The sequence below is a fragment of the Lysinibacillus sp. RS10 genome (assembly GCF_041956855.1).
In the GTDB taxonomy this organism is placed as follows: Bacteria; Bacillota; Bacilli; order Bacillales_A; family Planococcaceae; genus Lysinibacillus; species Lysinibacillus xylanilyticus_A.
Genome location: NZ_CP167122.1, coordinates 4,955,647 through 4,981,808 on the forward strand (window position 1 = coordinate 4,955,647; position 26,162 = coordinate 4,981,808).

The window sequence follows — 26,162 nt, forward strand, 5'->3', positions numbered from 1 at the left end:
TCTTTTGATCATGATTCAATCAATTGGATATTATAATGCTTAAACCATGTATGAATTTGCCCCAGATAAGCTAAAAGCTGTGGGCCTGCCATTAATTGTCCATACCACGGGACTTTGAAAGAACTGCCACCAGATTCAATGAGCTCGATTAGCTTCTGCCGTTCAAATAATTCATGAAGAATCGAACTTTTATCCTTCACTATTTCTCTTAGCCATTTTTGAACGCCTGCTGTATAAACTGGATGATAAGTTTTAGGATACGGGTTCTTTTTTCGATATAAAACTTCTTCTGGCAATAAGTGTTGCATTGCTTTACGAAGCAACCCCTTTTCCATACCACCTAAATTTTTCATTTCCCAAGGAATATTCCACGCATATTCCACAAGGCGATGATCTGCAAATGGAACACGAACTTCCAGACTCGCTCCCATGCTCATACGATCTTTTCGTTCCAGCAATGTTTGCATAAACCATACCATATTCAAATAAAACATTTCACGTTGCCTTACTTCCTCAATACTCTCTCCATCAAGATAGGGTACTTCAGCAATTGTTTGCAAATATGCTTGTTGTGCATAAGATTCAACTGCTAATTTCTTACGCCACCGCTCTTGTAACATTGTAGACCTTTCAGACAGTGAACGAATCCAAGGGAAACCTGTAGCCGTTTCTGTAAACCATGGGTAACCACCGAAAATTTCATCCGCACATTCACCTGATAGCGCAACGGTAAAGTCCCTTTTTATTTCTCGACAAAACCATAGTAATGATGAATCCACATCCGCCATCCCTGGTGAATCTCTAACAATGACAGACTCTACTAACAAATCGATTAATTGCTGCTGAGAAATTTCCTCAGTATGATGTGTTGTACTAAAGGTACCTGTCATTTTTTGAATCCAATACGTGTCTGTCGATGTTTGAAAAGCATGTGGATTAAAGAAACGCTCATTATCCTCATAGTCTATAGAGTACGTATGAAGTGTGCCTTTGTTTTGTTGCTGAAACATGTTTGCTGCTATTCCAGTAATGATGCTGGAATCTAAACCACCTGAAAGAAATGTACAAATCGGTACGTCTGAAACAAGCTGCCGTTCAATAGCATCCGTTAGCAAAAAACGGACATGATCGATTGTTTCTTCTAATGGCTCTTCATGCCGTTTACTCTGCAGCTTCCAATACTGCCAAAGTCGTATACCCTCTCTAGAGAAACGCATTGCATATCCTGGACGTAACTCATTAATATTTTGAAAAAGTGACTTTCCAGGCGTTCTAGATGGTCCTAAAGCCATAATAGTAGCTAGCCCTTCTATATTAACGGTTGTTTTCATCAATGGATGAGCTAATAATGCTTTCACCTCTGATGCAAAAAGCAAGCCGTCTTGTAGCTCTGTATAAAACAAAGGCTTTACACCTAGTCGATCCCGGCATAAAAAAAGAGATTGTGATTGTTCATCCCATACACCAAAAGCGAAAATCCCATTTAAAAAATCTACACACTGCTCTTTCCATTCAATATAAGCAGTTAATAATACTTCCGTATCTGAATGAGTTGTAAAAACATGCCCTCGATTTTGAAGCTCTTTCCGTAATTCTTCTGTATTATAAAGCTCGCCATTGTATGTAATGACATAGTTTGCACCATCATGTACTTTTTTCATCGGCTGCTTCCCACCGATTAAATCGATGACGGCTAACCGTCGATGGCCAAATGCAATATGCTCACTACACCAAATATTTTCATCATCAGGCCCTCGTTTATTTAACGTTTGCGTCATTAACTTCAGAATTCTATCACTTGTTCTTAAATCCTTTTGAAAGCTAGCCCATCCAGTAATACCACACATTTAGCCACACATCCTTTCGCCTATTAGCGTATGCAGTAAAGCGTGAAAACGTGAAAAGAACACGAGATGTTTGAAAACATCTACGTGTTCTATCCATTAATTATTAAAATAAGCCACCAACAAAGTCGGTAATACCACTCCATAAGTTTCCGAAGAAGCTACCAATACCTTGGAAGAATAGCGAGATACCACTAGCACGCTCTACAGCCTCCGTAGTGACAACATCAGCTGAAAGTTCCTTACCGTCAACAAAACCGTAATCTGTGCCTTCTGAGCGCTCAATAACTACCTTTCCGACAGGTGTATCCTTCTTGACCTCTGCTTCAAGACTTTTTTTATCTAATACTAGTTTAGGTTTATATAAGTCTTTCTCAGATGACTTTACCATAAATGAAACTGGTTCTTTAACAGCAATCGCTACATTCTTTTCTTTACCTTTCGTAACTTTTACTGTTTCTTGATCTTTAAACTTATAGTTCGCTGGGATAATTTCTTGTTTCGAGAATTGTGAGAAGCCATAGTTAAATAATTTAGCTGTTTCATCGAAGCGAGCTTTATATGAACCTTCTCCATTTGCATCTACAGCCTTCATAACAACAGCAATTAAACGTGTACCATTACGCTCTGCAGTACCTGTAAAGCAATGTCCAGCAAAGTCAGTTGTTCCTGTTTTTAATCCATCAACGCCTTCATATTGGTACACTAATCCTGGCAACATAAAGTTCCAGTTCTCCATTTTAATCGCATCTTCTGTACCTTCACGGAAAGTTTTCTTTGCAATTTTAGAAGTTTTTAATACATCCGGATGATCTTTTAGTAAATGATATGCCAATTTAGCTACAGATTTAGCAGGCATTACATTTTCATCATTTGGTCCAGTACCTGCTGGGTGCATACCAAATAAATTTGCATTGTTAAGACCAGTAGAATTTACAAATTTATAGTCTGTAAGACCAAGCTCTTCTGCTTTTTTATTCATTAGCTTTAAAAACTCAGTTTCAGTACCCGCAATTGTTTCTGCTATAGCAACTGTAGCAGCATTTGCAGAGTAAATTGCCATCGCCTCATATAATTCACGAATTGTGTAAGACCCGTCTCTACGCAATGGTACATTACTTAACGCACGATCTTGAGACAATTTATACGTATACTCAGTTACATGATATTCCTGATCCCACTTAACTGTACCTGCATCAATTGCGTCCAATAACAGGTATTCAGTCATCATTTTTGTCATACTCGCAATACCTAGTGATGTATCTGCATTTTGTTCATATAAAATTTTACCTGAATCTGCGTCAATTAAAATCGCAGCATCCACTTTTAATCCTAAATCTGATTCTGCATGTGCCTTCGCAGGGACAGCTGCCAAAACACTAAATAACAAAACAGGAATTAGGAGCAAGCGGATAACTGTGTTCATTGTCTTTTTCACCTTTAAAGCCCTCCAAAAAAATAATCTTGTCCTCGACATTTTATCATAGAAAGTTGATTCCGTGCGCACTCTCTACCATAAAAAAATGCTCTCGCGCCATCTTTGTAGACGATTCGAGAGCATAAAAGTTGCTAGTAATATATTACATCGAATAGTTTGGTGATTCTTTTGTGATTTGTACATCATGTGGATGTGATTCACGTAGACCTGCACCTGTCATTCGAACAAACTGAGCATTTTCACGTAAGAACTCAAGGTTAGGTGATCCGCAATAGCCCATACCTGCACGAATACCACCGATTAGTTGATAAATTGTATCTGCTAGAGGTCCTTTGTATGGAAGACGGCCCTCAATACCTTCTGGTACTAATTTTTTCGCATCTTCTTGGAAATAACGATCTTTTGAACCTTTTTCCATAGCTCCAATTGAACCCATACCACGGTAAACTTTGAAACGACGACCTTGGAAGATTTCAGTTTCGCCAGGAGATTCAGAAGTACCTGCAAGAAGTGAACCAAGCATTACAACGTTACCACCTGCTGCAAGAGCTTTTACAATGTCTCCAGAGTATTTAATACCTCCATCAGCAATAATTGTTTTATCAAGCTCACGAGCTACTGTTGCACAATCATAAACAGCTGTAATTTGTGGTACACCTACACCAGCTACTACGCGTGTAGTACAGATAGAACCTGGTCCAATACCAACTTTCACTACATCTGCACCAGCTTCAAATAATGCGCGTGCACCTTCACCTGTTGCCACGTTACCAGCGATAATTTCTAACTCTGGATACGTCTCACGGATAGAGCGAATTGTTTGTAATACTCCCTCAGAATGACCGTGTGCTGTATCGATTACTACGATATCTACTTGTGCTTCAACAAGCTTCTCAATACGTAGCATCGTATCTTTTGAAACACCAACTGCTGCCCCTACTAATAAACGACCGTGTATGTCTTTTGCAGCGTTAGGGAACTCAATTACTTTTTCAATATCCTTAATTGTGATTAATCCAGTTAATTTACCTTCTTCATCCACAATTGGTAGTTTTTCGATTTTATATTGTTGAAGAATCTTTTCAGCATCCTCTAAAGTCGTTCCAACAGGAGCTGTAATCAAATCTTCTTTTGTCATAACGTCTTCAATTTTTAAAGAATAGTCAGAAATAAAACGTAAGTCACGGTTTGTAATGATCCCTACTAGCTTTTGGTTTTCCATACTATCAACAATTGGTACACCCGAAATTCGGTATTTGCCCATTAAATGTTCAGCATCAAAAACTTGGTGAGTCGGAGTTAAGAAGAATGGGTTTGTAATAACACCATTTTCAGAACGTTTTACTTTTTCTACTTGCTCAGCTTGCTCATCAATACCCATGTTCTTATGGATAATACCGATACCACCTTGACGTGCCATAGCAATTGCCATTTTAGATTCTGTAACTGTATCCATGCCTGCACTGACCATTGGAATATTTAATTTAATCTTCGGTGTTAGTTGAACTGATAAATCAACGTCTTTCGGTAATACTTCTGAATGAGCTGGTACTAATAATACATCATCAAAAGTTAAACCTTCTTTGGCAAATTTAGTTTCCCACATTATCGTAACTTCCTCCTATAGTGAAAAGAATATTAATTGTAAGATTAACAACGAGCTAGGCTACTGTCAAGAAACTTATAAAAGAAAGACAATTCAGATTTTTTAAGGCAGTAATTCTTATAGTTTTTCGTCCCCTTTCACATGGACAAAAATGAGGCCTTTTCAATTTTCTTTCTTCTATTAGTATATAAACATTAGCTAAAACCTGTCCTATCTTAATTTTAAGCAATTTTTGCAAAATTATTGATAAATTATTAATGATTTTCATAAAAAATAAAAAACAGCCAGCACACAGCTGACTGTTTTCTTTGCCTAGCGACGTCCTACTCTCACAGGGGGAAGCCCCCAACTACCATCGGCGCTAAAGAGCTTAACTTCCGTGTTCGGTATGGGAACGGGTGTGACCTCTTTGCCATCATCACTAGACTATTATCGGCTTTCAATATACATCGTATTTCTTCGTCAGCTTCTGTCGTTCAGTCAGTCACGTACTTGAGTACGCTCCTTCCTTCTCTCCATCGCTTCCTCGAACTACTCGTATCTTGAAACCCTTGGTTAAAAGAAATTATTCTTTCAAAACTGGATAAACGGTGCATTGAATGTTTCAAACATTATGGTTAAGTCCTCGATCGATTAGTATTCGTCAGCTCCATGTGTCACCACACTTCCACCTCGAACCTATCTACCTCATCGTCTTTGAGGGATCTTACTTACTTGCGTAATGGGAAATCTCATCTTGAGGGGGGCTTCATGCTTAGATGCTTTCAGCACTTATCCCGTCCACACATAGCTACCCAGCGATGCCTTTGGCAAGACAACTGGTACACCAGCGGTGTGTCCATCCCGGTCCTCTCGTACTAAGGACAGCTCCTCTCAAATTTCCTACGCCCACGACGGATAGGGACCGAACTGTCTCACGACGTTCTGAACCCAGCTCGCGTACCGCTTTAATGGGCGAACAGCCCAACCCTTGGGACCGACTACAGCCCCAGGATGCGATGAGCCGACATCGAGGTGCCAAACCTCCCCGTCGATGTGGACTCTTGGGGGAGATAAGCCTGTTATCCCCGGGGTAGCTTTTATCCGTTGAGCGATGGCCCTTCCATGCGGAACCACCGGATCACTAAGCCCGTCTTTCGACCCTGCTCGACTTGTAGGTCTCGCAGTCAAGCTCCCTTGTGCCTTTACACTCTACGAATGATTTCCAACCATTCTGAGGGAACCTTTGGGCGCCTCCGTTACCTTTTAGGAGGCGACCGCCCCAGTCAAACTGTCCGCCTGACACTGTCTCCTGCCCCGCTAAGGGGCATGGGTTAGAATTTCAATACAACCAGGGTAGTATCCCACCGACGCCTCCTTCGAAGCTGGCGCTCCGAGATCTCTGGCTCCTACCTATCCTGTACAAGCTGTACCAAAATTCAATATCAGGCTACAGTAAAGCTCCACGGGGTCTTTCCGTCCTGTCGCGGGTAACCTGCATCTTCACAGGTACTATAATTTCACCGAGTCTCTCGTTGAGACAGTGCCCAGATCGTTACGCCTTTCGTGCGGGTCGGAACTTACCCGACAAGGAATTTCGCTACCTTAGGACCGTTATAGTTACGGCCGCCGTTTACTGGGGCTTCAATTCGCAGCTTCGCTTGCGCTAACCACTCCTCTTAACCTTCCAGCACCGGGCAGGCGTCAGCCCCTATACGTCACCTTACGGTTTTGCAGAGACCTGTGTTTTTGCTAAACAGTCGCCTGGGCCTATTCACTGCGGCTCTCATGCGCTTGCACGCTCAAGAGCACCCCTTCTCCCGAAGTTACGGGGTCATTTTGCCGAGTTCCTTAACGAGAGTTCTCTCGCACACCTTAGGATTCTCTCCTCGACTACCTGTGTCGGTTTGCGGTACGGGCACCTCTCACCTCGATAGAGGCTTTTCTTGGCAGTGTGAAATCAGGAACTTCGTCCATACGGACTCGCCATCACAGCTCAACGTTACAGTGTGCGGATTTGCCTACACACACGCCTTACTGCTTGGACGCGCACAACCAACGGCGCGCTTACCCTATCCTACTGCGTCCCCCCATTTCTCAAACGGTGAGGAGGTGGTACAGGAATATCAACCTGTTGTCCATCGCCTACGCCTATCGGCCTCGGCTTAGGTCCCGACTAACCCTGAGCGGACGAGCCTTCCTCAGGAAACCTTAGTCATACGGTGGACGGGATTCTCACCCGTCTTTCGCTACTCATACCGGCATTCTCACTTCTAAGCGCTCCACCAGTCCTTCCGGTCTGACTTCAACGCACTTAGAACGCTCTCCTACCACTGACATCGTAGATGTCAATCCACAGCTTCGGTGAATCGTTTAGCCCCGATACATTTTCGGCGCAGCGTCACTCGACCAGTGAGCTATTACGCACTCTTTAAATGATGGCTGCTTCTAAGCCAACATCCTGGTTGTCTGTGCAACGCCACATCCTTTTCCACTTAACGATTACTTTGGGACCTTAGCTGGTGGTCTGGGCTGTTTCCCTTTTGACTACGGATCTTATCACTCGCAGTCTGACTCCCGTGTATAAATATCTGGCATTCGGAGTTTGTCTGAATTCGGTAAACCGGGATGGCCCCCTAGTCCAAACAGTGCTCTACCTCCAGTATTCTCATCACGAGGCTAGCCCTAAAGCTATTTCGGAGAGAACCAGCTATCTCCAAGTTCGATTGGAATTTCTCCGCTACCCACACCTCATCCCCGCACTTTTCAACGTGCGTGGGTTCGGGCCTCCAGTAAGTGTTACCTCACCTTCACCCTGGACATGGGTAGATCACCTGGTTTCGGGTCTACGACCACGTACTAATTCGCCCTATTCAGACTCGCTTTCGCTGCGGCTCCGCCTTCTAAAGCTTAACCTCGCACGTAATCGTAACTCGCCGGTTCATTCTACAAAAGGCACGCTATCACCCATTAACGGGCTCTAACTACTTGTAGGCACACGGTTTCAGGATCTCTTTCACTCCCCTTCCGGGGTGCTTTTCACCTTTCCCTCACGGTACTGGTTCACTATCGGTCACTAGGTAGTATTTAGCCTTGGGAGATGGTCCTCCCGGATTCCGACGGAATTTCACGTGTTCCGCCGTACTCAGGATCCACTCAGGAGAGAACGAACTTTCGACTACAGGGCTTTTACCTGCTCTGGCGGACCTTTCCAAGTCGCTTCATCTAACTCGCTCTTTTGTAACTCCGTATAGAGTGTCCTACAACCCCAAGAGGCAAGCCTCTTGGTTTGGGCTCTTCCCGTTTCGCTCGCCGCTACTCAGGGAATCGATTTTTCTTTCTCTTCCTCCAGGTACTTAGATGTTTCAGTTCCCTGGGTCTGCCTTCAAGACGCTATGAATTCACGTCAAGATACTACGCGATTAAACGTAGTGGGTTCCCCCATTCGGAAATCTCCGGATCAAAGCTCACTTACAGCTCCCCGAAGCATATCGGTGTTAGTGCCGTCCTTCTTCGGCTCCTAGTGCCAAGGCATTCGCCGTGCGCCCTTAATAACTTAACCAAGTTATTAAGCCTATAAAAAAAACTTAAAAAATAAATGTGTTTGTTACAATTTCAATGTCGTTTTATCCAGTTTTCAAAGAACAAGTTTTGAAGTGTTTCATTCATAAGAATGAACCTTCAAAACTGAACGCAAAACGTAATCTTACAAACCCTAGGTTTGTATTCCGAAAATATCCTTAGAAAGGAGGTGATCCAGCCGCACCTTCCGATACGGCTACCTTGTTACGACTTCACCCCAATCATCTATCCCACCTTCGGCGGCTGGCTCCAAAAGGTTACCCCACCGACTTCGGGTGTTACAAACTCTCGTGGTGTGACGGGCGGTGTGTACAAGGCCCGGGAACGTATTCACCGCGGCATGCTGATCCGCGATTACTAGCGATTCCGGCTTCATGTAGGCGAGTTGCAGCCTACAATCCGAACTGAGAACGACTTTATCGGATTAGCTCCCTCTCGCGAGTTGGCAACCGTTTGTATCGTCCATTGTAGCACGTGTGTAGCCCAGGTCATAAGGGGCATGATGATTTGACGTCATCCCCACCTTCCTCCGGTTTGTCACCGGCAGTCACCTTAGAGTGCCCAACTAAATGATGGCAACTAAGATCAAGGGTTGCGCTCGTTGCGGGACTTAACCCAACATCTCACGACACGAGCTGACGACAACCATGCACCACCTGTCACCGTTGTCCCCGAAGGGAAAACCATATCTCTACAGTGGTCAACGGGATGTCAAGACCTGGTAAGGTTCTTCGCGTTGCTTCGAATTAAACCACATGCTCCACCGCTTGTGCGGGCCCCCGTCAATTCCTTTGAGTTTCAGTCTTGCGACCGTACTCCCCAGGCGGAGTGCTTAATGCGTTAGCTGCAGCACTAAGGGGCGGAAACCCCCTAACACTTAGCACTCATCGTTTACGGCGTGGACTACCAGGGTATCTAATCCTGTTTGCTCCCCACGCTTTCGCGCCTCAGCGTCAGTTACAGACCAGAAAGTCGCCTTCGCCACTGGTGTTCCTCCAAATCTCTACGCATTTCACCGCTACACTTGGAATTCCACTTTCCTCTTCTGCACTCAAGTCCCCCAGTTTCCAATGACCCTCCACGGTTGAGCCGTGGGCTTTCACATCAGACTTAAAGGACCGCCTGCGCGCGCTTTACGCCCAATAATTCCGGACAACGCTTGCCACCTACGTATTACCGCGGCTGCTGGCACGTAGTTAGCCGTGGCTTTCTAATAAGGTACCGTCAAGGTACAGCCAGTTACTACTGTACTTGTTCTTCCCTTACAACAGAGTTTTACGATCCGAAAACCTTCTTCACTCACGCGGCGTTGCTCCATCAGGCTTTCGCCCATTGTGGAAGATTCCCTACTGCTGCCTCCCGTAGGAGTCTGGGCCGTGTCTCAGTCCCAGTGTGGCCGATCACCCTCTCAGGTCGGCTACGCATCGTCGCCTTGGTGAGCCGTTACCTCACCAACTAGCTAATGCGCCGCGGGCCCATCTTATAGCGACAGCCGAAACCGTCTTTCAGTATTTCACCATGAAGTAAAATAGATTATTCGGTATTAGCCCCGGTTTCCCGGAGTTATCCCAAACTATAAGGTAGGTTGCCCACGTGTTACTCACCCGTCCGCCGCTAACGTCAAAGGAGCAAGCTCCTTTTCTGTTCGCTCGACTTGCATGTATTAGGCACGCCGCCAGCGTTCGTCCTGAGCCAGGATCAAACTCTCCATAAAAAGAAATTTGATTAGCTCAAATTGTTTTGCTGGCATCATGTTTGATGTCCAAAATTTTGTTTCGTTCACTAACTCAAGGTTAGCTACTAAAAACTTTATTGATTACGTTTTGCTTGTTCAGTTTTCAAGGTTCATTTCGTTATCTCTTCGTTAAGAGTTAACTTTTATATAATAACATGTTTCGTATATAATGTCAAACAGTTATTTTATTTTTATATTGTTCTAGCTGTTTGTTCAGCAGCAACTTTTATATAATATCACTTACTCCTATAGAACGTCAATAGTTTTCTATCGTTTTTTTAAAAAGTTTTATAACTTAAATCTTGGCCATGTTTTTAAAAATTGAATAGTACGGTTTCTGCCGATTTCTAGCAGCGTTTCCTTAGTTTCTTCATCTAAATCAAATTGTGTAGCACTATAATCATCGACAGGAATGAAAATAATATCTCTCTCATGTCGTCTCGAGATATATCTTTCATCATGAGCATCTTTCATAGTCGAAAATAAAGCTTCAAATAAATTTAATCCATTTTTAATTTCGTGTGGACATTGTTCTTCTCTACGTCTACTTAATTTTAGCCCTAAAATAGGTCGTACTTTACGTCCTTCTTTATCATCAAATACCCATAATGGAAAATTACTCAATACACCACCATCTACAATAACAGATTCACCTTTCCCTGTTTTTAATGTGACAGGTTCAAAGAAAAATGGAATCCCACAGCTCATACGTAATGCACAAGCCACTGAGAAATTACTTGCATCAATATGATAGTTGTGTAAATCATCTGGTAAAACAATGATTCTGCCGTTTGTTAAATCGGACGCAACTAATTTTAACGAGTCTTTAGGTAGATCCCCGAAAGTATAAACTCCCTTTTTAGCTAATTTCTGAAAAAACCATTTTTCCAAAGCTTTTCCTTTATATAAACCTAAATGGTGATAAACATTGACCCACTTCATAAACGGAAATGGTAATATTGTTCTCCTTGGATCTAGTAGTGAAGGTACATCCAACTCTTCTAGCATAGTTTGGATTTCTTTACCGCTATATCCTGAAGCAATAAAAGCAGCTAAAATAGCCCCTGCACTCGTTCCTGCTACCCTTTTAAACCGAAAATTTTCAGCTTCTAATACTTGATACGCCCCAACTAGTGCAAACCCCTTCAAACCTCCACCAGAAAAAACACCATCAATCCACAAAATTCCCTCTCCTTTTTTAAGGTAATCGTTACATTATACAAAGAGCTATATACAAATAGAACGAACTCGATGAGTATTTTGTCGAATTATTAAACTACTATGATACTGTCATGCGGATCTAAAAATATTAAAAGGATTAGCTCTGTTCAATATAGAGCTAATCCTTTTAATTTAGTTAATATTATTACTTTGATTACTTAATTTTAAAATGTGAAATTTGACCTTTTAAGTTTTCAACCATCTCATTTACTTGATTAGCTGTTCCTAGCATCTCTTCCATAAAAGCAGATTGCTCTTGCATAGTTGAAGCAATATGTTGAGTACCTGCTGATGTTTGCTCCAATGATTGCACAGTTGTCTCAGTAGTCCCCAATACTTGTTCAGAGCTTGCTGATATTTGTTCTACTGTCGAAGCAATTGATTGTGTTCGCATACTAATGTTTGAAATTAAAGATGAGATTTTTTGGAAAGTATCTCCAGCCATTCTTACTGCGACAGTCTCGTGATCAATTTCATTTACTACTCTCGTAATAGCTTCAACAGATTCATTAGAATTGTTTTGCATTTCAGAGATTAATTTAGTAATGTCATTCGCTGATTGGGCAGATTGTTCTGCTAAATGTCTTATTTCATCTGCAACAACAGCAAACCCTTTTCCGTATTCACCTGCACGAGCAGCCTCAATAGCTGCATTTAAAGCAAGTAAATTAATTTGATCTGAAATACTTGTAATTACATTTGTAATTTGTCCCACTTCTTTAGAACGTTGATGCATTTGTTCTGTCATTTGCATAGAAGCTTTCGAAAGCTCGTTAATTGCATCAATACCTTGTACGGATTTTTGAATAACATTATTACCTTGATTGGATTCTTCAGAGGTCCTAATAGATTCATTAGAAACATTTGTAGTAGATTCTGTAATTTCTGCTATACCCTCTGATATTTCCCTAATAGCAATTTGATTTTGAATGGCCCCAGTTGTTATCATTTCACTACTTACCGAAACTTCCTGAATCGCTGCTGATACCTGATTAGCCATTTCTGTCACTTGCTCTATACTGTGAGTCAATTCTTTAGATCCATTTACTACATAGTCTGCAGTTGAGGATACATGGCCTATAACTTCTTTTAACTGTATTTGCATACTATTAAAACTTGATGCAAGCTGACCAATTTCGTCATTACTTGTACTTTTTAATTCCTGTGTCAAATCACCAGCTGCAATTACTTTAGTATAATCTACCAGGTTATTTAACGGTTCAGAAATTCTTTTAGCAGTGAAGTATGCTAGTACACCACTTCCGACAATAAATACAAGTGCTAATACTATACAAATTATTATTAATACATTTTCTAAATCAACTATAAAATCTGCATCTTCATCTAATCCTAAAACAGAATCTGTTCCTTGAACTTGTAAAAATGTAGACTTATGAGCACCGTAATCATCTATATAAATATCACTCGTAACCATCTTTGTTGTACCTAACGCAGCTTTTTGTTCATCTGTAAACGCTAGTGGTGATAAATACTTATCGTCATTACCTAAAAATAGAATGACTTCTTTATTATCTACTTTACTCATAATATAAACATTTTCTAAATCATACTTTTCTTGAAATGCATTTCCTTTAGACACTAATTCTTCATATGCACTTTTGTTTGTTTTAGCACTATTGATTAATTCTTTATCAAACAGCTCATCAAATTCCTCCATTTTCATTGTTAAGCTCTTTTCAAATTGAGGAATAATATACCCATCAATTAAATGATCAGCTACAAAAAAAATGACAAAACTAAAAATTGTGCTTATAACAACAATAGGCATTAGTACGTTTAATAATATTTTCTTTCTAATTGTCATTCTTTTTAACAACATTAACGCTCCTAACTGTAATAAAAAAATTCATCAATATTAAGCAAGTACCAATTCTTTTAACGTAATATATTGATCTAGATCTAAATTCAATAACCTTATATTTTCTTTTAGATCCGGTGATTTATGGAATATTACAGCAAAAGTAGAGCTTTCATTAATTTTCATTGGTCGATACTCTAAAATTTCATCAAAATTTAGTTTAAAGGCTTCATGATTAATAGATTTAACTTTCTTACAATCAATAGATGCATCTATTTCAGCACAACAGAAACTATAAATTGAATCATCCATTTGATTAACTATATTTCCCCAATCAGGCTTTTGTTGTTTAAAAAAGTATTCACATGCGTTTACACCATATGCATAAACACCAAGTTCGTTTGTCCCTATACCAGCAAATCTAAGTGGATTTACTTCAATAGGGACAATTTGTCCATCACGATCAATGCGCACTTCAATATGTATAGGGGCAAGTTTTAAAGCGAAGAATGATGAAATAGTTCTTAAAAATTCTTGAATTTTATGGAGAGACTCATTTATTACTTGCTTACTCGTATAGTAAATTCTATCGCTCATGTCTTTCTCATGCCTAAACATTCTTTTAAAGAGATTTAGGATGACTGGTTCCCCATCTTCTGAAAAATAGGCGTCAACAGCGTATTCATCACCTTCAATTAACTTCTCGATTATAAATGTTTGACTATTTATAACTTCGATTGGATACTCTGAACCTGTAACTTCCATTTCAGATTTAAGTTGTTTAATAGTTTCATTATATTCCTCTACTTTATCAATTCGATGTACACCTATACTGGAATATCCTATAGCAGGTTTAACAATAATAGGGAACGGGAGTAAATTAGAATCTAATTCTTCTAATTCTTTTAGAGAAACTTCTGTGAAAAAGAAATCTTTATAATGTCTACTTAATGTTTTCCTGAAAGTAACTTTATTTTTCAAAATATCTGTAACAGTTGTTAAATAGTGATCAGGCGCATATTTTGATAAAATATTAAGTCCATTTTCAGAGTTAAAGAGAATTGGAGAATTCCCCTTCTCTAATTCAATCAACAAATCATCTACCTTTTTTAAATTTATAGCAGATTCGTTTGGTATAAAAACTTCATTTAATTTGATAACCGGAATTTTATTCTTACTAACTGTTTGCGCTAATAAATCAGAAACATAAGGTCTATCTAGTATTATCAACTTTTACACTCCTATTCATGTATTTTTTTACAGATCTATATTCTAAAACAATCTATAAAAGTATGAAAAAATAACCATTCCCTATCTTAATATAAAATACCCATAAAATCCATAATTTCAACTCATTAAACTATAGGTAATATTACACCGTGATTGATAAAAAGTATAATTAAATATCTATATACTACTAAGTATTTTTAACTACATAAAAATTATCTTTGCTAAAGTTAATAACTAAAAAAAATCAAGAAGCTGGTTATTTAAGCTTCTTGATTTTTTTATTGGTATATTATTTTTTATAATTTTATAAAAAAAAACAGCCAGCATATAGCTGACTGTCTCATTTGCCTAGCGACGTCCTACTCTCACAGGGGGAAGCCCCCAACTACCATCGGCGCTAAAGAGCTTAACTTCCGTGTTCGGTATGGGAACGGGTGTGACCTCTTTGCCATCATCACTAGACTATTATCGGCTTTCAATATACATCGTATTTCTTCGTCAGCTTCTGTCGTTCAGTCAGTCACGTACTTGAGTACGCTCCTTCCTTCTCTCCATCGCTTCCTCGAACTACTCGTATCTTGAAACCCTTGGTTAAAAGAAATTATTCTTTCAAAACTGGATAAACGGTGCATTGAATGTTTCAAACATTATGGTTAAGTCCTCGATCGATTAGTATTCGTCAGCTCCATGTGTCACCACACTTCCACCTCGAACCTATCTACCTCATCGTCTTTGAGGGATCTTACTTACTTGCGTAATGGGAAATCTCATCTTGAGGGGGGCTTCATGCTTAGATGCTTTCAGCACTTATCCCGTCCACACATAGCTACCCAGCGATGCCTTTGGCAAGACAACTGGTACACCAGCGGTGTGTCCATCCCGGTCCTCTCGTACTAAGGACAGCTCCTCTCAAATTTCCTACGCCCACGACGGATAGGGACCGAACTGTCTCACGACGTTCTGAACCCAGCTCGCGTACCGCTTTAATGGGCGAACAGCCCAACCCTTGGGACCGACTACAGCCCCAGGATGCGATGAGCCGACATCGAGGTGCCAAACCTCCCCGTCGATGTGGACTCTTGGGGGAGATAAGCCTGTTATCCCCGGGGTAGCTTTTATCCGTTGAGCGATGGCCCTTCCATGCGGAACCACCGGATCACTAAGCCCGTCTTTCGACCCTGCTCGACTTGTAGGTCTCGCAGTCAAGCTCCCTTGTGCCTTTACACTCTACGAATGATTTCCAACCATTCTGAGGGAACCTTTGGGCGCCTCCGTTACCTTTTAGGAGGCGACCGCCCCAGTCAAACTGTCCGCCTGACACTGTCTCCTGCCCCGCTAAGGGGCATGGGTTAGAATTTCAATACAACCAGGGTAGTATCCCACCGACGCCTCCTTCGAAGCTGGCGCTCCGAGATCTCTGGCTCCTACCTATCCTGTACAAGTTGTACCAAAATTCAATATCAGGCTACAGTAAAGCTCCACGGGGTCTTTCCGTCCTGTCGCGGGTAACCTGCATCTTCACAGGTACTATAATTTCACCGAGTCTCTCGTTGAGACAGTGCCCAGATCGTTACGCCTTTCGTGCGGGTCGGAACTTACCCGACAAGGAATTTCGCTACCTTAGGACCGTTATAGTTACGGCCGCCGTTTACTGGGGCTTCAATTCGCAGCTTCGCTTGCGCTAACCACTCCTCTTAACCTTCCAGCACCGGGCAGGCGTCAGCCCCTATACGTCACCTTACGGTTTTGCAGAGACCTGTGTTTTTGCTAAACAGTCGCCTGGGCCTATTCACTGCGGCTCTCATGCGCTTGCACGCTCAAGAGCACCCCTTCTCCCGAAGTTACGGGGTCATTTTGCCGAGTTCCTTAACGAGAGTTCTCTCGCACACCTTAGGATTCTCTCCTCGACTACCTGTGTCGGTTTGCGGTACGGGCACCTCTCACCTCGATAGAGGCTTTTCTTGGCAGTGTGAAATCAGGAACTTCGTCCATACGGACTCGCCATCACAGCTCAACGTTACAGTGTGCGGATTTGCCTACACACACGCCTTACTGCTTGGACGCGCACAACCAACGGCGCGCTTACCCTATCCTACTGCGTCCCCCCATTTCTCAAACGGTGAGGAGGTGGTACAGGAATATCAACCTGTTGTCCATCGCCTACGCCTATCGGCCTCGGCTTAGGTCCCGACTAACCCTGAGCGGACGAGCCTTCCTCAGGAAACCTTAGTCATACGGTGGACGGGATTCTCACCCGTCTTTCGCTACTCATACCGGCATTCTCACTTCTAAGCGCTCCACCAGTCCTTCCGGTCTGACTTCAACGCACTTAGAACGCTCTCCTACCACTGACATCGTAGATGTCAATCCACAGCTTCGGTGAATCGTTTAGCCCCGATACATTTTCGGCGCAGCGTCACTCGACCAGTGAGCTATTACGCACTCTTTAAATGATGGCTGCTTCTAAGCCAACATCCTGGTTGTCTGTGCAACGCCACATCCTTTTCCACTTAACGATTACTTTGGGACCTTAGCTGGTGGTCTGGGCTGTTTCCCTTTTGACTACGGATCTTATCACTCGCAGTCTGACTCCCGTGTATAAATATCTGGCATTCGGAGTTTGTCTGAATTCGGTAAACCGGGATGGCCCCCTAGTCCAAACAGTGCTCTACCTCCAGTATTCTCATCACGAGGCTAGCCCTAAAGCTATTTCGGAGAGAACCAGCTATCTCCAAGTTCGATTGGAATTTCTCCGCTACCCACACCTCATCCCCGCACTTTTCAACGTGCGTGGGTTCGGGCCTCCAGTAAGTGTTACCTCACCTTCACCCTGGACATGGGTAGATCACCTGGTTTCGGGTCTACGACCACGTACTAATTCGCCCTATTCAGACTCGCTTTCGCTGCGGCTCCGCCTTCTAAAGCTTAACCTCGCACGTAATCGTAACTCGCCGGTTCATTCTACAAAAGGCACGCTATCACCCATTAACGGGCTCTAACTACTTGTAGGCACACGGTTTCAGGATCTCTTTCACTCCCCTTCCGGGGTGCTTTTCACCTTTCCCTCACGGTACTGGTTCACTATCGGTCACTAGGTAGTATTTAGCCTTGGGAGATGGTCCTCCCGGATTCCGACGGAATTTCACGTGTTCCGCCGTACTCAGGATCCACTCAGGAGAGAACGAACTTTCGACTACAGGGCTTTTACCTGCTCTGGCGGACCTTTCCAAGTCGCTTCATCTAACTCGCTCTTTTGTAACTCCGTATAGAGTGTCCTACAACCCCAAGAGGCAAGCCTCTTGGTTTGGGCTCTTCCCGTTTCGCTCGCCGCTACTCAGGGAATCGATTTTTCTTTCTCTTCCTCCAGGTACTTAGATGTTTCAGTTCCCTGGGTCTGCCTTCAAGACGCTATGAATTCACGTCAAGATACTACGCGATTAAACGTAGTGGGTTCCCCCATTCGGAAATCTCCGGATCAAAGCTCACTTACAGCTCCCCGAAGCATATCGGTGTTAGTGCCGTCCTTCTTCGGCTCCTAGTGCCAAGGCATTCGCCGTGCGCCCTTAATAACTTAACCAAGTTATTAAGCCTATAAAAAACTTAAAAAATAAATGTGTTTGTTACAATTTCAATGTCGTTTTATCCAGTTTTCAAAGAACAAAAAAATGGTGGAGCCTAGCGGGATCGAACCGCTGACCTCCTGCGTGCAAGGCAGGCGCTCTCCCAGCTGAGCTAAGGCCCCAAGAGGTATATATGGTGGGCCTAAATGGACTCGAACCATCGACCTCACGCTTATCAGGCGTGCGCTCTAACCAGCTGAGCTATAGGCCCTCTTAGAAGTTTTATTTTTTTCATAAACCTTCAAAACTGAACGCAAAACGTAATCTTACAAACCCTAGGTTTGTATTCCGAAAATATCCTTAGAAAGGAGGTGATCCAGCCGCACCTTCCGATACGGCTACCTTGTTACGACTTCACCCCAATCATCTATCCCACCTTCGGCGGCTGGCTCCAAAAGGTTACCCCACCGACTTCGGGTGTTACAAACTCTCGTGGTGTGACGGGCGGTGTGTACAAGGCCCGGGAACGTATTCACCGCGGCATGCTGATCCGCGATTACTAGCGATTCCGGCTTCATGTAGGCGAGTTGCAGCCTACAATCCGAACTGAGAACGACTTTATCGGATTAGCTCCCTCTCGCGAGTTGGCAACCGTTTGTATCGTCCATTGTAGCACGTGTGTAGCCCAGGTCATAAGGGGCATGATGATTTGACGTCATCCCCACCTTCCTCCGGTTTGTCACCGGCAGTCACCTTAGAGTGCCCAACTAAATGATGGCAACTAAGATCAAGGGTTGCGCTCGTTGCGGGACTTAACCCAACATCTCACGACACGAGCTGACGACAACCATGCACCACCTGTCACCGTTGTCCCCGAAGGGAAAACTATATCTCTACAGTGGTCAACGGGATGTCAAGACCTGGTAAGGTTCTTCGCGTTGCTTCGAATTAAACCACATGCTCCACCGCTTGTGCGGGCCCCCGTCAATTCCTTTGAGTTTCAGTCTTGCGACCGTACTCCCCAGGCGGAGTGCTTAATGCGTTAGCTGCAGCACTAAGGGGCGGAAACCCCCTAACACTTAGCACTCATCGTTTACGGCGTGGACTACCAGGGTATCTAATCCTGTTTGCTCCCCACGCTTTCGCGCCTCAGCGTCAGTTACAGACCAGAAAGTCGCCTTCGCCACTGGTGTTCCTCCAAATCTCTACGCATTTCACCGCTACACTTGGAATTCCACTTTCCTCTTCTGCACTCAAGTCCCCCAGTTTCCAATGACCCTCCACGGTTGAGCCGTGGGCTTTCACATCAGACTTAAAGGACCGCCTGCGCGCGCTTTACGCCCAATAATTCCGGACAACGCTTGCCACCTACGTATTACCGCGGCTGCTGGCACGTAGTTAGCCGTGGCTTTCTAATAAGGTACCGTCAAGGTACAGCCAGTTACTACTGTACTTGTTCTTCCCTTACAACAGAGTTTTACGATCCGAAAACCTTCTTCACTCACGCGGCGTTGCTCCATCAGGCTTTCGCCCATTGTGGAAGATTCCCTACTGCTGCCTCCCGTAGGAGTCTGGGCCGTGTCTCAGTCCCAGTGTGGCCGATCACCCTCTCAGGTCGGCTACGCATCGTCGCCTTGGTGAGCCGTTACCTCACCAACTAGCTAATGCGCCGCGGGCCCATCTTATAGCGACAGCCGAAACCGTCTTTCAGTATTTCACCATGAAGTAAAATAGATTATTCGGTATTAGCCCCGGTTTCCCGGAGTTATCCCAAACTATAAGGTAGGTTGCCCACGTGTTACTCACCCGTCCGCCGCTAACGTCAAAGGAGCAAGCTCCTTCTCTGTTCGCTCGACTTGCATGTATTAGGCACGCCGCCAGCGTTCGTCCTGAGCCAGGATCAAACTCTCCATAAAAGAAATTTGATTAGCTCAAATTGTTTTGCTGGCATCATGTTTGATGTCCAAAATTTTGTTTCGTTCACTAACTCAAGGTTAGCTACTTAAAACTTTATTGATTACGTTTTGCTTGTTCAGTTTTCAAGGTTCATTACTTTGTTTTAAGCATCACCTCTTGGCGACTTACTTATAATATCAAGAATCTAAAACTATGTCAACACTTTCTCAATAAAATAATTCAATAGTTTATATATATCTATTATTCTCCTATCACATCACTATGTTTAAAGGTTTTAATTAATATTGATTAATTAATTCTAAAGAGATGTTATTCTCTATTTGAATTGTTTTTTGAGATAAAAATTCTCTTGTATTCATCTCGTTATATTTCGAGATATTACTGACGCTTTTGTTTTCACCTCATAAACCTTTGTCGACAGAAATAAAAATAAAAAAAGGCAAACGCCAATGTTAATGGGTTGCCTTTCGTCTATTATAAGTTCGTTATAATACGTGAAATATAGAAGGTACGATTTTTACTTAAATCAAATATCTCCCCTGAAAGACTTAATTTGATAAGTGGTCGAGTTGGTGCAAATTTATTTACAAACATTACTTCGCCATGTTCAAGATTAGATAGTTCAACTATTGTACCTATTGGGAGATCAGCAACAATATCTATAAGTGCACGAACTACTTTAATATCAAACTTTCCAAATTCAGCTTCATTAATCATCTCTATAACTTTAAAAGAAGATTGCTTTGTTCTATAAACTCGCTCGCATGTCATTGCATGGAATACATCTGCAACAGCAATAATTTGTGCGAAAGTAGAGATATTAGCAATTTTTTCACCCTTCGGATAGCCACTACCGTTTAAACGCTCATGGTGCTGGAAAATAGCCTCTTTCATTGTATCCTTTAAGATTGTTAAATCTTTGACCATATGATAGCTATAAATCGGATGCTTATAAATTTCATCAAACTCCTGCTCTGTTAAGGTTGTTTTTTTATCACGGATACGTGGATGAACTTTTGCCATCCCACAATCAGCTAATAAACCTCCAATTGCAACTTGAATTGTAATTCCTCTGTCATAGCCTAATTTTTGTGCAATCACTGCAGAAATCAATGCTGTTGCTACACAATGATGGTACAAATAGTCTTTTGGATTTGAATACTCATTTAAATCAAAAATTATTGTACGATCTTCTAAAACCATTTCTAATAATGGCAAGATAATTTTACGTGCTTTCGCAATATCTACCTTTGCTCCAGCTTCCCAGTTTTTAAATTCCTTTTTGAATTGCTCAACAGAATTGTCATAGACCCTTTTAAAAGTTGGAATAACCTCTGGTGGAACAACTATTTCTGTTTCTATTGTCTCTGCTTGAACCTCTCTACCATCTTTATAAACTGGGACTCTTGAGATATTAAAAGCAAAAAAAACTTGTAAATGGTCATAGGAAATTATCGTATTTTTAAAAATTATTGGATATTGTGTATTAGCAAAAATATCTTCAGAAATCACTTTACCAACACGTAATTCTGGAATTGGAACATATATTGTTTCCACCCGATTAACACCTCTTCACTATTTCACTGCTTAAACATAAAGTTAATTTCATTTTATCACGAATTCAAAATAATTACTTATTTTTCATAATTTATGCTAAAAAAACCGATGAACGGCAACAATAGCTGTCGTCATCGGCTTTTATTATTCTTCTACTTGATCTTCTACTTCATCATTTTCTTCATTTGATTCTTCTTCTTTTTCAACCTTCGCTACAGTTGCAACAAGCTCATCATCGCCTAAACGAATTAAACGAACTCCCTGTGTACTACGTCCAATTAAAGAGATATCATCCACATCCATACGGATTAGCATGCCGTTAATTGTAATAAGCATTAAATCTTCTGAACCATCCACAGTTTTTACAGCTACCATTGGGCCATTTTTATCAGTGATTTGAATTGTTTTTAATCCTACACCACCACGGCTCTGTAAACGATATTCTTCTTCAGAAGTACGTTTACCGTAACCTTTTTCTGTAACAACTAAAATTTCCTGTCCTGGTTCAATGATTTCCATACCAACTACTTCGTCACCATCACGAAGTTTAATACCTCGTACACCACCCGCAGTACGTCCCATTGAACGAATATCATCCTCTTGGAAGCGTACGAGCATGCCATCACGAGTACCGATAATCACTTGCTTTTCGCCATCTGTTAAACGAACAGAAATAAGATCATCATCTTCTCGTAAACTTATAGCTATTAAGCCGTTTGTACGGATATTAGCAAATTGAGAAACTGGAGTACGCTTTGTAATACCTGTTTTAGTAGTAAAGATGAAGTATGCATCTTCTTCAAATGAATCAACACGAATCATCGCTGTTACTTTCTCACCTTTTTCAATATTGAGTAAGTTAACAATCGGTAATCCTTTCGCTGTACGACCAAATTCCGGAATCTCGTAACCTTTTGCTCTAAATACTTTTCCTTTTGAAGTGAAAAATAAAATTGTATCGTGTGTGGATGTATTCATAAGGTGCTCTACGAAATCATCTTCATTAGTGCCCATACCTTGTACACCACGACCACCACGTTTTTGACTGCGATATGTATTCGCAGCTAAACGTTTGATATAACCATTGTGCGTTAAAGTTACAACCGAGTTTTCGACTGGGATTAAATCCTCGTCCTCAATCATTTCTAAACCGCCAGAAGTAATTTCAGTACGTCGTTTATCATTAAAGCGTTCTTTTAGTTCTAATATTTCAGTACGAATAATATCAACAATTTTAGCTTCATCTGCTAAAATCTCTTTTAATTCCGCAATTAGGACTTGAAGCTCTTGGTACTCTGCTTCAATTTTTTCACGCTCTAATCCACTTAAACGAACTAAACGCATATCTAAAATTGCTTGTGCTTGACGTTCAGATAGATTGAATCGCTCCATCAATTGTGGCTTCGCCTCATCACCACTACGAGAACCACGGATAATAGCGATAATTTCGTCGATATGATCGAGGGCAATACGTAAGCCCTCTAAAATATGTGCACGATCTTCCGCTTTTCTTAAGTCAAATTCCGTACGACGACGGATAATCACTTTTTGATGTTCTAAATAATGATGCAACATTTCTTTTAAGCCCATTACTTTAGGCTGACCATTTACTAATGACAGCATATTAATACCGAAGCTAGACTGCATTGCTGTTTGTTTATATAAGTTATTTAAAACTACATTAGCATTTGCATCTTTACGAACTTCAATGACTACTCGCATACCACGTCGGTCAGATTCATCACGCAAGTTTGTGATACCATCAATTTTTTTATCGCGTACAAGCTCTGCTATTTTTTCAATAAGCTTAGCTTTATTTACTTGGTATGGTAATTCATGAACAAGAATTGTTTCTTTACCATTTGATTTCTGTTCAATCTCTACTTTTGCACGAATAATGATAGAGCCACGACCTGTTTCGTAGGCACGGCGGATACCGCTACGACCTAAAATTAATCCACCAGTTGGGAAATCAGGTCCTGGGATAATTTCCATCAATTCTTCCGTTGTAATAGCAGGGTTTTCAGAAAGTGCTATCACTGCATCTATCGTTTCACCAAGTTGATGTGGCGGGATATTTGTCGCCATACCAACTGCAATCCCTGCCGCTCCATTTACTAATAAGTTTGGATAGCGACTTGGAAGGACAATAGGTTCCTTTTCTGAGCCGTCATAGTTATTTGTATAGTCAATTGTGTCTTTATTGATATCACGAAGCATCTCCATTGCAATACGAGACATACGTGATTCTGTATAACGCATTGCTGCAGCGCCGTCGCCATCAACAGATCCAAAGTTACCATGACCATCAACAAGCATGTAACGATAGCTGAAATCTTGCGCCATACGTACCATTGCATCATAGATAGATGAGTCACCATGTGGATGGTATTTACCCATTACGTCCCCAACAATACGTGCTGATTTTTTGTACGCTTTATCTGCTGTATTTCCAAGCTCTTGCATGCCATATAAAATACGACGATGTACAGGCTTTAACCCGTCTCGTACATCAGGTAATGCACGAGAAACGATTACACTCATCGCATAATCGAGGAAAGATGTTTCAATTTCTTCTGTTATATTAACTCCTTTAACACCGGAGCGTTCTTGTTCTGACAAAGTGTAGACCTCCTCTCAAGAAAAATTAAATATCTAAATTAGCGTATACAGCATTTTCTTCGATAAATTGACGACGAGGTTCAACTTCATCGCCCATTAAACGTTCAAATGCTTGATTTGCTTTAATGGCATCATCTAATTCTACTTGTAACAATGTGCGGTGCTCAGGGTCCATTGTAGTTTCCCAAAGCTGCTCTGCATTCATTTCTCCAAGACCTTTGTATCGTTGAACATTTGGTTTTGGCATTTTCGGTAGCCGTTCTAAAATTTCTTGAAGAGTAATATCATCATAGCAATACTCAACATGCTTACCTTGCTTTACTTGATAAAGAGGTGGCTGTGCAATATAAACATACCCTGCCTCTATGAGAGGTCGAAGGAAACGGAAGAAGAATGTTAACAGTAATGTTCGGATGTGCGCACCATCAACATCAGCGTCTGTCATAATAACGATTTTATGGTAACGAGCCTTTTCTAAAGTAAACTCTTCCCCAATACCTGTACCAAATGCTGTAATCATTGCACGAATTTCTGTATTGGATAAAATTTTATCTAAACGTGCTTTTTCAACGTTAAGGATTTTACCACGTAACGGTAAGATTGCTTGGAAGTGTCGGTCACGCCCAGATTTAGCTGACCCACCGGCAGAGTCACCCTCAACGATATAAATTTCACATTCTGATGGATTTGTTGATGAACAGTCAGCTAATTTCCCCGGTAAACTTGATACTTCAAGTGCATTTTTGCGACGTGTAAATTCACGTGCTTTTTTAGCCGCGACACGTGCACGAGCAGCCATTAAACCTTTTTCTACAACCTTACGAGCAACAGTAGGATTTTCTAACATAAAACGTTCAAAACCATCTGAGAATAAGGAGTTAGTAATTTGGCTAACTTCAGAGTTACCAAGCTTTGTTTTTGTTTGTCCTTCAAATTGTGGATCAGGGTGCTTAACCGAAACAATAGCTGTTAACCCTTCACGAACATCCTCACCAGTAAGATTTGCATCTGACTCTTTTAATTGCCCGTTTTTTCGCGCGTAATCATTAATAACACGTGTTAGAGCTGTTTTAAAACCAGACTCATGTGTACCACCTTCATACGTATTAATGTTATTAGCAAATGAAAAAATATTTGACGAGAATCCAGCATTATACTGCATAGCAATTTCAACTGAAATTCCATCCTTTTCTCCAAGAACGTCAATTGGTTCATGGATTGGCTCTTTAGATTGATTCAAATGCTCTACATACGAACGAATACCACCTTCATAGTGATACGTTGTAGAACGTTCTTCATCTTCGCGTTCATCAGCAATTGTAATCCTGATACCACGATTCAAATAAGCTAATTCACGAATACGATGTGCTAAAATATCGTATTCATAAACTGTAGTCTCTTTAAATATTTCAGGGTCAGCTTTAAAACGTGTAGTTGTTCCATTACGATCTGAGTCACCAATAATTGTTAGCTCTTGAACAGTTTTTCCACGTTCAAATTTAATCTCATGTATATGACCCTCACGATGAACTTGAACGATTGTCTCAATTGATAGAGCATTTACAACAGATGCCCCTACACCATGTAGACCACCAGATACTTTATATCCTCCACCGCCGAACTTACCGCCAGCATGTAGCACTGTCATAATAACTTCAACAGCAGGCTTACCCATTTTTTCTTGAATACTTACTGGAATACCACGACCATTATCTTCTACACGAATCCAATTGTCTTTTTCTATCGTTACTGTTATATCTGAACAAAATCCTGCAAGTGCTTCATCAATACTATTATCAACAATTTCCCATACTAAATGGTGTAGCCCTTTAGAGCTTGTTGAACCGATATACATCCCCGGTCTTTTACGTACCGCTTCTAAACCTTCTAATACCTGTATCTGATCGGCTTCATAAGCTTGATTTTGTAAACCTTCGTTCTCTATAGCCACGGCTTTCATCTACTCCTTCATAACATCATTGTGTGTAAATGAATGAACAGTCAACCGAGCTGACTATTACCATTCTTTTGTAATCTAAAAAACTCCCCGGG

At 41.6% G+C, this 26,162-nt stretch carries 9 protein-coding genes, 2 tRNA genes and 6 rRNA genes; all 17 read right to left on the reverse strand.

What is annotated here, in order from left to right; genetic code table 11:
- Positions 1-8: 8 nt before the first annotated feature.
- Positions 9-1,847, reverse strand: a complete 1,839-nt coding sequence (gene asnB, locus ACB089_RS24720; RefSeq protein WP_374964359.1) for an asparagine synthase (glutamine-hydrolyzing) — start codon at positions 1,845-1,847, stop codon at positions 9-11.
- A gap of 103 nt (positions 1,848-1,950) precedes the next feature.
- Positions 1,951-3,282 carry a D-alanyl-D-alanine carboxypeptidase family protein gene (locus ACB089_RS24725; RefSeq protein WP_374964360.1) on the reverse strand — a complete coding sequence of 444 codons (1,332 nt, stop codon included), beginning with the start codon at positions 3,280-3,282 and terminating at the stop codon, positions 1,951-1,953.
- Positions 3,283-3,424: 142 nt separating this feature from the next.
- Complete coding sequence (gene guaB / locus ACB089_RS24730) at positions 3,425-4,888, reverse strand: IMP dehydrogenase (RefSeq protein WP_368638689.1); 1,464 nt, start codon at positions 4,886-4,888, stop codon at positions 3,425-3,427.
- 310 nt (positions 4,889-5,198) lie between these two features.
- Positions 5,199-5,314, reverse strand: a 5S ribosomal RNA gene (gene rrf, locus ACB089_RS24735).
- Between the two features lie 187 nt (positions 5,315-5,501).
- Positions 5,502-8,429 (reverse strand): 23S ribosomal RNA (locus tag ACB089_RS24740).
- A gap of 182 nt (positions 8,430-8,611) precedes the next feature.
- Positions 8,612-10,163: ribosomal RNA gene (locus ACB089_RS24745) — 16S ribosomal RNA — on the reverse strand.
- Together the 16S, 23S and 5S rRNA genes form the textbook arrangement of a ribosomal RNA operon.
- Positions 10,164-10,472: 309 nt before the next feature.
- Positions 10,473-11,366: a patatin-like phospholipase family protein gene (locus ACB089_RS24750; RefSeq protein WP_374964362.1), complete on the reverse strand. Its 894-nt coding sequence runs from the start codon at positions 11,364-11,366 to the stop codon at positions 10,473-10,475.
- Positions 11,367-11,559: 193 nt separating this feature from the next.
- Complete coding sequence (locus ACB089_RS24755; protein ID WP_374964364.1) at positions 11,560-13,245, reverse strand: methyl-accepting chemotaxis protein; 1,686 nt, start codon at positions 13,243-13,245, stop codon at positions 11,560-11,562.
- A 36-nt stretch (positions 13,246-13,281) separates the two neighbouring features.
- Positions 13,282-14,454: an ATP-grasp domain-containing protein gene (locus ACB089_RS24760; protein WP_374964366.1), complete on the reverse strand. Its 1,173-nt coding sequence runs from the start codon at positions 14,452-14,454 to the stop codon at positions 13,282-13,284.
- 346 nt (positions 14,455-14,800) lie between these two features.
- Positions 14,801-14,916: ribosomal RNA gene (gene rrf, locus ACB089_RS24765) — 5S ribosomal RNA — on the reverse strand.
- Positions 14,917-15,103: 187 nt separating this feature from the next.
- Positions 15,104-18,031: ribosomal RNA gene (locus ACB089_RS24770) — 23S ribosomal RNA — on the reverse strand.
- Positions 18,032-18,120: 89 nt separating this feature from the next.
- A tRNA-Ala gene (locus ACB089_RS24775) sits at positions 18,121-18,196 on the reverse strand.
- 12 nt (positions 18,197-18,208) lie between these two features.
- Positions 18,209-18,285: transfer RNA gene (locus tag ACB089_RS24780), tRNA-Ile, on the reverse strand.
- Positions 18,286-18,378: 93 nt separating this feature from the next.
- Positions 18,379-19,930 (reverse strand): 16S ribosomal RNA (locus ACB089_RS24785).
- A 475-nt stretch (positions 19,931-20,405) separates the two neighbouring features.
- Positions 20,406-21,488 carry an HD-GYP domain-containing protein gene (locus ACB089_RS24790; protein WP_368637191.1) on the reverse strand — a complete coding sequence of 361 codons (1,083 nt, stop codon included), beginning with the start codon at positions 21,486-21,488 and terminating at the stop codon, positions 20,406-20,408.
- A 144-nt stretch (positions 21,489-21,632) separates the two neighbouring features.
- Positions 21,633-24,110, reverse strand: coding sequence for a DNA gyrase subunit A (gyrA, locus tag ACB089_RS24795; protein ID WP_374964367.1), 2,478 nt, complete (start codon positions 24,108-24,110; stop codon positions 21,633-21,635).
- Between the two features lie 25 nt (positions 24,111-24,135).
- Positions 24,136-26,070, reverse strand: coding sequence for a DNA topoisomerase (ATP-hydrolyzing) subunit B (gene gyrB / locus ACB089_RS24800; RefSeq protein ID WP_374964369.1), 1,935 nt, complete (start codon positions 26,068-26,070; stop codon positions 24,136-24,138).
- Between the last annotated feature and the right edge of the window lie 92 nt (positions 26,071-26,162).

Excerpts from the sequence above, each read along its gene's own strand:
- asnB (WP_374964359.1), bottom strand. The coding sequence starts at position 1,847 with ATGTGTGGTATTACTGGATGGGCTAGCTTTCAAAAGGATTTAAGAACA.
- guaB (WP_368638689.1), bottom strand. The coding sequence starts at position 4,888 with ATGTGGGAAACTAAATTTGCCAAAGAAGGTTTAACTTTTGATGATGTA.
- ACB089_RS24755 (WP_374964364.1), bottom strand. The coding sequence starts at position 13,245 with ATGTTGTTAAAAAGAATGACAATTAGAAAGAAAATATTATTAAACGTA.
- gyrB (WP_374964369.1), bottom strand. The coding sequence starts at position 26,070 with ATGAAAGCCGTGGCTATAGAGAACGAAGGTTTACAAAATCAAGCTTAT.